This is a genomic window from Nocardia acidivorans NBRC 108247 (assembly GCF_001625085.1).
Classification (GTDB): Bacteria; Actinomycetota; Actinomycetes; order Mycobacteriales; family Mycobacteriaceae; genus Nocardia; species Nocardia acidivorans.
Window position 1 is genome coordinate 64099 of sequence record NZ_BDAW01000051.1, and the last position, 7943, is coordinate 72041.

The following is a 7943-nucleotide window of genomic DNA, read 5'->3' on the forward strand; positions in this document are numbered from 1 at the left end:
GCGGCCGAGTGTCGTGGCTCTCGTCCGCTCCGGGGTGATTCCGTCCCTTACAGGGTATTTCGTTAGCATGCCGTTATCGGAAATCTCTGCAGGGAGGGATGTCTTGTCTCGAAATGACGATCAATTGACCGAGACTCGGGGGCTCACCGACGGTGCGCCATTGCACGTCGAGTTGACCGATATGGATCGCCGGGCCATCGAACTACTGGTCGCGCCCTCGCGCGCCTGGTTCAGCCCGCGGTTCTACGGTCTGGAGAATTTCCCGCTGGACGGCCCGGTGCTGCTGGTGGGAAATCACACGCTGGCGGGCGGCACGGACGCCCCGCTGCTGGCGGCGGAGATTCTGGCCAAACATGACCGGCTGGTGCGGGGCCTGGCCGAGAATGTGCTCATCGATGTGCCGGTACTGCGAGATGCCTTGCAGCGCTTGGGAATCGTGCGCGGCAATCGGCACAACTGCACCACGTTGCTGGAGCAGGGCGAGGCGGTCGCGGTGTTCCCGGGCGGCGGTCGCGAGGCCATGCGCGGTAAGGGGCAGAAGTACCAATTGCTGTGGGAGGGCCGAACGGGCTTCGCGCGCATGGCGATTGCCACCGGCGCGCCGATCGTGCCGATCGCCATGGTGGGCGGCGATGACATCTACGACATCATCTTCGACGGCGATCATCCGGTGATGAGCCCGCTGCGCAAGGTCGTCACCGGTCTGGGTCTGCGCGCGAATCTGACCCCGCCGCTGATTCGCGGTCTCGGCCCGACCCTGGTCCCCAAGCCCGAGCGCTTCTACTTCTCGATGGGCACCCCGATCGACACCACCCCCTGGAGCGAGGCCACCGACACCGAGGCCGCCGCGCGTGAATTGCAGTCGGTGACCCGTAAGGCCCTGGAAGAGGAGCTGGCCTTCCTGCTCGCCGAGCGTGACCGCGACCGCGGTCGCAGCCTGCTGGGCCGCACCCTCTCCGGCCTCGGTCTCTGACCGCTAGGTTTACCGGGGTTCAGCTGCTCCGATCCGGACTGCCAAAGGAGACAGTCGCAGTTCGGACCTCTTTTTCCGGGTTCGAAGTTAACCCTGATTCGACTTTCGAGTACCGTATGGGCAGAGGCGATGTGCCGATGTGGTCACTCAGGAGGTTGGCGTGGAACGCACTATTTTCGAACCTGAACACGATCTGTTCCGGGAGTCGTTCCGAAAGTTTCTCGATCAGCATGTAGCCGCGCACCACGAGCAGTGGGAGCAGGACGGCATCGTCGATCGCGCGGTCTGGCTCGAGGCGGGCAAGCAGGGCTTCCTGGGAATGGCCGTGCCGGAGGAGTTCGGCGGCGGTGGCGTGAAGGACTTCCGCTACAACGCCGTGGTCACCGAAGAGGTCACCTACGGCCAGTATTCGGGCCTGGGTTTCGGCCTGCACAATGATGTGATCGCCCCCTACCTGCTGGAACTGGCGAACGATGAGCAGAAGCAGCGCTGGCTGCCGGGTTTCTGTTCCGGCGAGATCATCACCGCCATCGCCATGACCGAACCCGGCACCGGTTCGGATCTGCAGGGCATCAAGACCCGCGCGGTCAAGGACGGCGACGACTGGATTCTCAACGGCTCCAAGACGTTCATCACCAATGGCATCAATGCCGATATCGTCATCGTGGTCGCGCAGACCGATCCGGAGAAGGGCGCGATGGGTTTCTCGCTCCTGGTGGTCGAGCGCGGTATGCCCGGTTTCGAACGCGGCCGCAATCTCGACAAGATCGGTTTGAAGGCGCAGGACACCGCCGAGCTGTCCTTCCAGGATGTGCGCGTTCCCGGTAAGAATCTGCTGGGTAGCGAGGGGCAGGGCTTCATCCATCTGATGCAGAACCTGCCGCAGGAGCGCCTGTCCATCGCCGTCATGGCCGCCGCCGCCATGGAGGGCTCGCTGAAGAACACCATCCAGTACGTGCGCGACCGCAAGGCTTTCGGCAAACCGATTGGCGCACAGCAGAATACGCGCTTCGTCCTGGCCGAGCTGGCCACCAAGACCACCGCCGTGCGGGTGTTCGTGGACCGCTGCATCGAACTGCTGAACGCCGAGAAGCTCACCGCCGAGGAGGCCGCCATGGCCAAGTACTGGAGCACCGAGGAACAGCTCGACCTCATCACCAAATGCCTACAGCTGCACGGCGGCTACGGTTATATGCGCGAGTACCCGATCGCCAAGGCGTACATGGACGCTCGCGTGCAGACCATCTACGGCGGCACCACCGAGATTATGAAGGAGATCATCGGCCGGTCTCTGAAACTGGCCTGATCCCAGCCCATTTCGCCGTCCCGCCGGTGCCTGCTCGGCACCGGCCGGTCGGTAGGGTGACCGCATGGCATCTACCATGGGATCGATCACCCGCCGCGTGAACGGCGCGGTCGTCGCGCTGACCGAAGCACCCGTCGTCGGCGCGCTGATGCGGCGCGGGTTCGTGGTGGTCACCTATGTCGGCCGGCGATCGGGCAAGACCTTCAGCACGCCGGTGTTCTACACCCGATCCGGGGACATGATCACCATCGGTGTGGCCATGCCGGACAGCAAGAAATGGTGGCGGAATTTCCTGGGCGAGGGCGGCCCGATCTCGCTGCACCTCCATGGCGTCGACCGGCGCGGACATGCCATCGCGTGGCGGGATGCGAAGGGGCGGGTGAGCGTACGGGTCCGGCTGGATCGGACGGCCTGATACCGCGGGACCCCTGATATTCGGGTGCTGCCCGGGCTGATTCGCCGAACTACAGTGCAGGGGAGCGGGTGGAAAGCGCACCCGTAGTTCGGTGGGGAGGCCGTAATGTCCGATGGAGCACGGGTTTTCGGTGGGTGGCTGGTGCTGCCGGTGGTGGTGGGCCTGTACTGGCTGTTCTGGGCGGTGGCCGCGCCGGGCTTCGGACGGCAGAACGGGTTGCGCGCCTGGTGGTTCAATGTGTTCGCGCACGGGTCGGGCCTGTGGTGGCTGATCGGATACGCGGCGGCGGGAGTCATCGCGTACGGCCTGTACGCGTACAGCCACGCCGCGACCGTGATCGGATCGCTGGGACTGGTGGTGGCAATTGTCGGGGCGGGCTATTTCCTGATCGGCCTGGACAAGAACGCGGGCCGTTTCTACTCCGGGGCGTCCATCTTCTACGTCCACGATGTGAACCAACTGCCCGGATCGGTGCATCTGCTCGGCGATGGCGGACACAAGGATTCGGACGGCTGCGCGATTCTGGGCCGCCACGATGTGCGCGGCTGCATCCAGCAGGGTGATTTGTCGACCGCGGGCTGGGAACCGCGGACCGGATCGCTCGACGGCGCGCGGATCGCCCTGGCCCGCGCGACCGGTGATGTGCAGGCGGTGAGTCTGCGCACCGAGACCATCACCTATCTCAATGGCAAGGACGGCGCGTGGAGCGGTGTCCTGGACGGCAGCGGTATCAATGTCCCGCTGGGCGGTGTCGCGCAATGGTCGGGTCAGGGCAATGCCACCGAATGCAACTTCACCGGCGATTACGCCATCGACAAGGCGTTCGGTGGGGCGCGCAGGAACAGCCTGAACAATCTGCTGCGTGAGAAGTACCCGCTCATCGGCTATGAGATGAGCGATGTCTGGGGCTACTGCGACGGCAGGGAGCCGATCGTCGTCATTCCGGTGACCATGCCCGTGCCGTGGACGCACCGCACGGTGACCGCCCCCGCGGGGGTGATCGTGGTGCGCGGCGACCACGGGCATATCGCACTCGACTATCGGCGGGACGTGCCGGCCGGTTCGCTGCCCGGCCCGGTCTATCCGAAATCCCTGACGGCACAACAGCGGACCGAGACCAAGTGGGCGGCGGGCCGAGAGAATATGAACCGCAACCACTTCGGCTTCGATCCCGCGAACTCCGGCGCGCAGAGCGGCAATGTCTCGGAATACCTGCTGCGCGACAAGACGACCGGCCGGCTCCAGTGGGTCACCCCGATGACCTTGCGCGGCAGTACTTCCCAGCTCTTCGTGGCCTACTCGGTCACGCCCGCCGACGAGGTGCACCGCGGCAACCTCAACACCCAGTCGGTGTACGTGCTGGACGACAGCGATCCGCGCCGCATCAATATCGACAATCTCGATGCCGATGCTCGCTCCTGGCTGGCCACCAATGCCGGAACGGTCATGTCCAACGGCGGCAAACTGGTCGAATTCACCCCGATCGACGGCGACACCTGGCGCGGGTTCGTGGAGTTCAACGGCCGGGTCGTCTATCGCATGGATATCAGCGCCAGTCATAAGATCCCCGTTCAGCTGGTGAAACTCGATGATTCGGGAGTCGCGACCGCCGAGACGCCGAATCAGCCCGCCACACCCAATGCCGACTGCGCCAAGGATCTGAGCGCCCTCACCCCGGCCCAATTGGCCCGGTGCGCAAAGGTTTTCGTGGACGAACTGGCCACCCGCCAGTCCCAGCCGCACTGATCGGATCCGGCGGGACGCGCCCGGCGGACCGGGGCCTGACGCCGGGGCCGCCGGGTGGGCTGTCAGCATGGATCCATGGTGACTACTCGGATTCGTCAGCGTTCCGCATGCACCGCCCTCGCGCTCACCGCCCTCGGTGCGGCGCTGCTGGCCACCGCTCCGGCCGCTCTGGCGGCCACTGTCATCGAGGTGCCCAGCGCCTCGTCGACCGCGGTGGCCGTGGACTACTCCTGTGATCCCGATGCCGGTGTGACGGCCATCCAGGTGCTGGTCGGTGACCCGAATGCCGACCACCCCTCGGCCCAGGGCACGCCGGTCACGCCGACCTGTGACGGCGGTCGGCACCGGGCCTCGATCGCTCTGAGCGCCGCGGTCGGCGGTGGGCCGCTGTCCTCGGGCCAGACCGTGCAGGTGCGCGCCGGGCTGCTGGATGAGAATCAGATGGTGATCAAGGGTACGGCCAGGGTCCTCGCACTGGAGTGAGCGATTCCCCCCGTCATCCCGGCATGTCCTCGGGCGGGATCCACACGCTGCAATGGATTCAGCCAGGTAGTTGGCTGTCAATGTGTGTCGACGTGTGCCGACGCCGTCGCAGGTAAGAGACCGTATGGTCTCGTTTCGGTTGCACTCGACTTCAGCTATCCAATAGCGAACTAGCATCGCTGATGGGTCGGGGTCGACCGCTGGAGGCAGTGATGCTCTCACGTCGCGACAACATTCGATATGCCCTGGTGAGGGGTTTTGTGCTCGCAGGTTTGGGCGCGGGGCTCGCGCTCAATCCCTTGACCGCGCCGCTCGCGAACGCGGACGCCGATTACGGCGGAGGATGCGCCCTGTTCAATGGCGATCGTGCGGCAACCATCGACTCGCTGCGCTTCAGATGTTCGCCCGCGCAGCAGGACGATATCTTCCGCGATGCCGATCAGGGTGCGGTGCCGATGGGCGTGAAGAACGGCTGGGTGGTCCGGCCCATCGATATGCAGTCCTGGGCCCCGCTGATCTGGATCGGCAAAACCTTCTACACCGGGCCGAACGGCGGCTATCTGGAGAACCGCATCACCGGCGCGGGCATCGAGGGGTGGCGTGCCGATGTGTACAGCGCGCCGGCCATCCTCGACGGCCGCCCCACCTGGGCGCTCAATTACGCGCCCTCGCCGACCCCGCAGGTCTACGACGAGATCCGCGAGATCACTCCGGGCGTCTGGTTCGGCTACTCCTGGTGGCGCGAGGGCGGCGGTCAGGCCGCACTCCTGACCTTCGTTCTCACCTGAGCGTCACGGGTGTGCGGCGGCGATGCGCGGCATGACCGCGACCGTGCCCGGGCAGGGTGCGGGGCACTCGGCGGCGGCCAGCGCGGTATGCGGACTGCGGTGGCGCAGTGATCCGAGCATCGCGATGATCTGCAGCGCAATGAGAATGGCCCCGTAGCCGTAGGTGGTGGTCGCCAATCCCAGACTGCTCTGGCAGAGTCCGGCGATGACGGTCGGCACGCTCAGCGCCAGATAGCAGACCACGTAGATGGCGGTCACCACCTCGGCGCGACTCTGCGCCGGTGACAATCCGGTCAGCATGCGCAGCGCACCCGAAAACGAAGGGCCGAAACCGATTCCGGCGATCACACTGGCGGTGAAGAAGATCGCCGCGGAGTGCGTGGCTACGCCCAGCATGGCCACCGAGACCCCGATCACGAGGAGCACCGGACCGCGACCCAGCGCCTGATCGATGGTCCAATCGCGCGCGAGCAGCGCGGTGACGGCCGAGGCGCCTTGCAGCGCAACCACTACCAGTCCGCCCGCGAGCGGACTGCTCAGGTGGAACTGCACCCGCATGAGCGCACTGCCGAGTGAGAGATAGAGCCCGCCCAGCGCCCAGGTGGCGATGATGGACGGCGCCATGGTCAGGAACGCGGCCCGAACCTGCGGTGGGACGGCGAATTTCGGCACCAGTGACGCCAGGGCGTGACCGTCTGGGGTGACCGTCTCCGGAATCAGCAGCACGCCGAGGGCGATCACCGCGAACGCCGCGACCAGCAGCCAGTACACCAGTGTGGTGGGCGCGGGCGCGTAGGCCATCAGCAGGCCCGAGCAGATCGCGCCCAGCGCCAGGCCGCCGCCCGCGGCCACATTGGTCATCAGCGCGCCCAGTCGGGACTCGGCGGGTTGCAGGTCGATGAGCGTGGCACTGATCGCGCCGGTCGCCAGCCCGGTGGCAATGCCCTGCACCGCCCGGGCGGCGAAAAGCCAAGTCACCGACTGCGCTTCGGCGAAGCACAGCGTCCCGGCCAGCTCCAGCAGGACCGCGGCCAGCAGCACCGGCCGCCGCCCGATATGGTCCGACAGCGATCCGGCGAACAGCAGGGTCACCAGCAGTGCGAGGGTGTTGACCGCGTACACGCCCGTGGACACCAGCGGCGAGAAATGCCACATCTGCTGGTACACCGGATACATGGGCGAGGGTGCGGCGGAGGCGAACAGCAGCAGGGCCAGGGCCGTGGACAGCAACCAGAATGCCGAGGATCGCGAGATGCGGTAGGGCGCCGCGTTGTTCGCGGCGCGGGTGCGTTGGGGAAGATCCCGCATCGGCTCAGGCTCCCGGCTCTGCGGCGGTGGACGAACGCGCCGCCGAGGCGTTCGGGTGCGCGGACCCGGCGGCGCGCGTGTATCGGAGGCTCACCGCTCCAGCGTGGAAGCCGTGGTGCGGGCGATCAATACGCAAATCCGATGTAATCCGTTAGTGGCGCTTATCAGTGCGGTATCCGGTGAGCGACCGCACTTGCGCGTGGGTGATTCGGTGGTGTGCGGCCAGTAGGCGGGGCACCACCAGGTAGACCGCGCTGGGCACGACGACCGCGGTCAGGACCAGGGCTCGCAGCACGGGCGGCCAGGTTGCGCTGAAGGGGGCCATCACCGTCATGCCCAGGGCGACCATCGGGAAGATGGCGAGCCAGGTGATCACGGCGCGGACATGCACCGAAGGGGCTGCGACGGGGGTTGCGCTGACAGTCATTTCAGACTCCGTTCAAAACTCCAACCGTTTGGTTGCAGATGTGAGTAGAGCACTTTCTGTGCGCATTTGCAACCGTTTGGTTGGAATTTTGTTTCGGGCTCGAGTATGACCGCCGGACTGCTCGCCCCGGTCCCGCGCGCCTGGCTGCGCCGAATCCCCTGGTGCGCTTGGCATTGACCGAGACGGCCAGCGCCGACGAATTGGCGGCCTGGTCGATTCCGGCACGCTAGATCTGGCCATCGGCCCCCGGCCCACCCGTTGGACCGGCAGCACGGAGGTGATCGGCGTCGAGGAGATCATCGCGGTCCTGCCGCCCGACCATTCCCCGGCCGATCGCCCCCACGCGACCCTCGGGCACCTGCGCGATCAACCACTCATCCATTGCCACCCGACAATGGCCTGGCGGGCTGGCCGCCCGCCAGGCGTTCACCGTGGCCATGCGCACCCGCCAGGCCGCCACCGCCGCCCAACTGGCCGCCGCCGGTATCGGCCTAGGG

The 7943-nt window shown here is 66.3% G+C and carries 8 protein-coding genes and 1 pseudogene; 7 read left to right on the forward strand and 2 right to left on the reverse strand.

Annotation, left to right across the window (positions count from 1 at the left end):
* The first annotated feature begins 124 nt into the window (after positions 1 to 124).
* From NA10_RS25165 to NA10_RS25190, 6 genes are all read left to right on the forward strand, one after another.
* On the forward strand, positions 125 to 973 hold the full coding sequence (locus NA10_RS25165; RefSeq protein WP_245677867.1) for a lysophospholipid acyltransferase family protein: 849 nt from the start codon (positions 125 to 127) through the stop codon (positions 971 to 973).
* Between the two features lie 160 nt (positions 974 to 1133).
* A complete protein-coding gene (locus NA10_RS25170; RefSeq protein ID WP_067572196.1) occupies positions 1134 to 2279 on the forward strand; it encodes an acyl-CoA dehydrogenase family protein in 1146 nt (381 codons plus the stop codon).
* A gap of 64 nt (positions 2280 to 2343) precedes the next feature.
* On the forward strand, positions 2344 to 2694 hold the full coding sequence (locus tag NA10_RS25175; protein WP_067572156.1) for a nitroreductase/quinone reductase family protein: 351 nt from the start codon (positions 2344 to 2346) through the stop codon (positions 2692 to 2694).
* Positions 2695 to 2799: 105 nt separating this feature from the next.
* Positions 2800 to 4440, forward strand: coding sequence for a hypothetical protein (locus NA10_RS25180; protein WP_067572158.1), 1641 nt, complete (start codon positions 2800 to 2802; stop codon positions 4438 to 4440).
* Between the two features lie 75 nt (positions 4441 to 4515).
* A complete protein-coding gene (locus NA10_RS25185; RefSeq protein ID WP_067572160.1) occupies positions 4516 to 4923 on the forward strand; it encodes a hypothetical protein in 408 nt (135 codons plus the stop codon).
* Between the two features lie 260 nt (positions 4924 to 5183).
* A complete protein-coding gene (locus NA10_RS25190) occupies positions 5184 to 5711 on the forward strand; it encodes a hypothetical protein (protein WP_245677868.1) in 528 nt (175 codons plus the stop codon).
* Between the two features lie 3 nt (positions 5712 to 5714).
* Here the strand turns inward: NA10_RS25190 and NA10_RS25195 are convergent, their stop codons facing one another.
* Complete coding sequence (locus NA10_RS25195) at positions 5715 to 7019, reverse strand: MFS transporter (protein WP_067572163.1); 1305 nt, start codon at positions 7017 to 7019, stop codon at positions 5715 to 5717.
* Between the two features lie 151 nt (positions 7020 to 7170).
* On the reverse strand, positions 7171 to 7446 hold the full coding sequence (locus NA10_RS25200) for a putative antibiotic biosynthesis monooxygenase (RefSeq protein WP_218021576.1): 276 nt from the start codon (positions 7444 to 7446) through the stop codon (positions 7171 to 7173).
* A 238-nt stretch (positions 7447 to 7684) separates the two neighbouring features.
* On the opposite strand from NA10_RS25200, the pseudogene NA10_RS39590 reads away from it, so the two are divergent.
* A pseudogene (locus NA10_RS39590) lies at positions 7685 to 7943 on the forward strand (hypothetical protein); the annotation flags it as partial.

Excerpts from the sequence above, each read along its gene's own strand:
- NA10_RS25175 (WP_067572156.1), top strand. The coding sequence starts at position 2,344 with ATGGCATCTACCATGGGATCGATCACCCGCCGCGTGAACGGCGCGGTC.
- NA10_RS25180 (WP_067572158.1), top strand. The coding sequence starts at position 2,800 with ATGTCCGATGGAGCACGGGTTTTCGGTGGGTGGCTGGTGCTGCCGGTG.
- NA10_RS25185 (WP_067572160.1), top strand. The coding sequence starts at position 4,516 with ATGGTGACTACTCGGATTCGTCAGCGTTCCGCATGCACCGCCCTCGCG.
- NA10_RS25195 (WP_067572163.1), bottom strand. The coding sequence starts at position 7,019 with ATGCGGGATCTTCCCCAACGCACCCGCGCCGCGAACAACGCGGCGCCC.
- NA10_RS25200 (WP_218021576.1), bottom strand. The coding sequence starts at position 7,446 with ATGACTGTCAGCGCAACCCCCGTCGCAGCCCCTTCGGTGCATGTCCGC.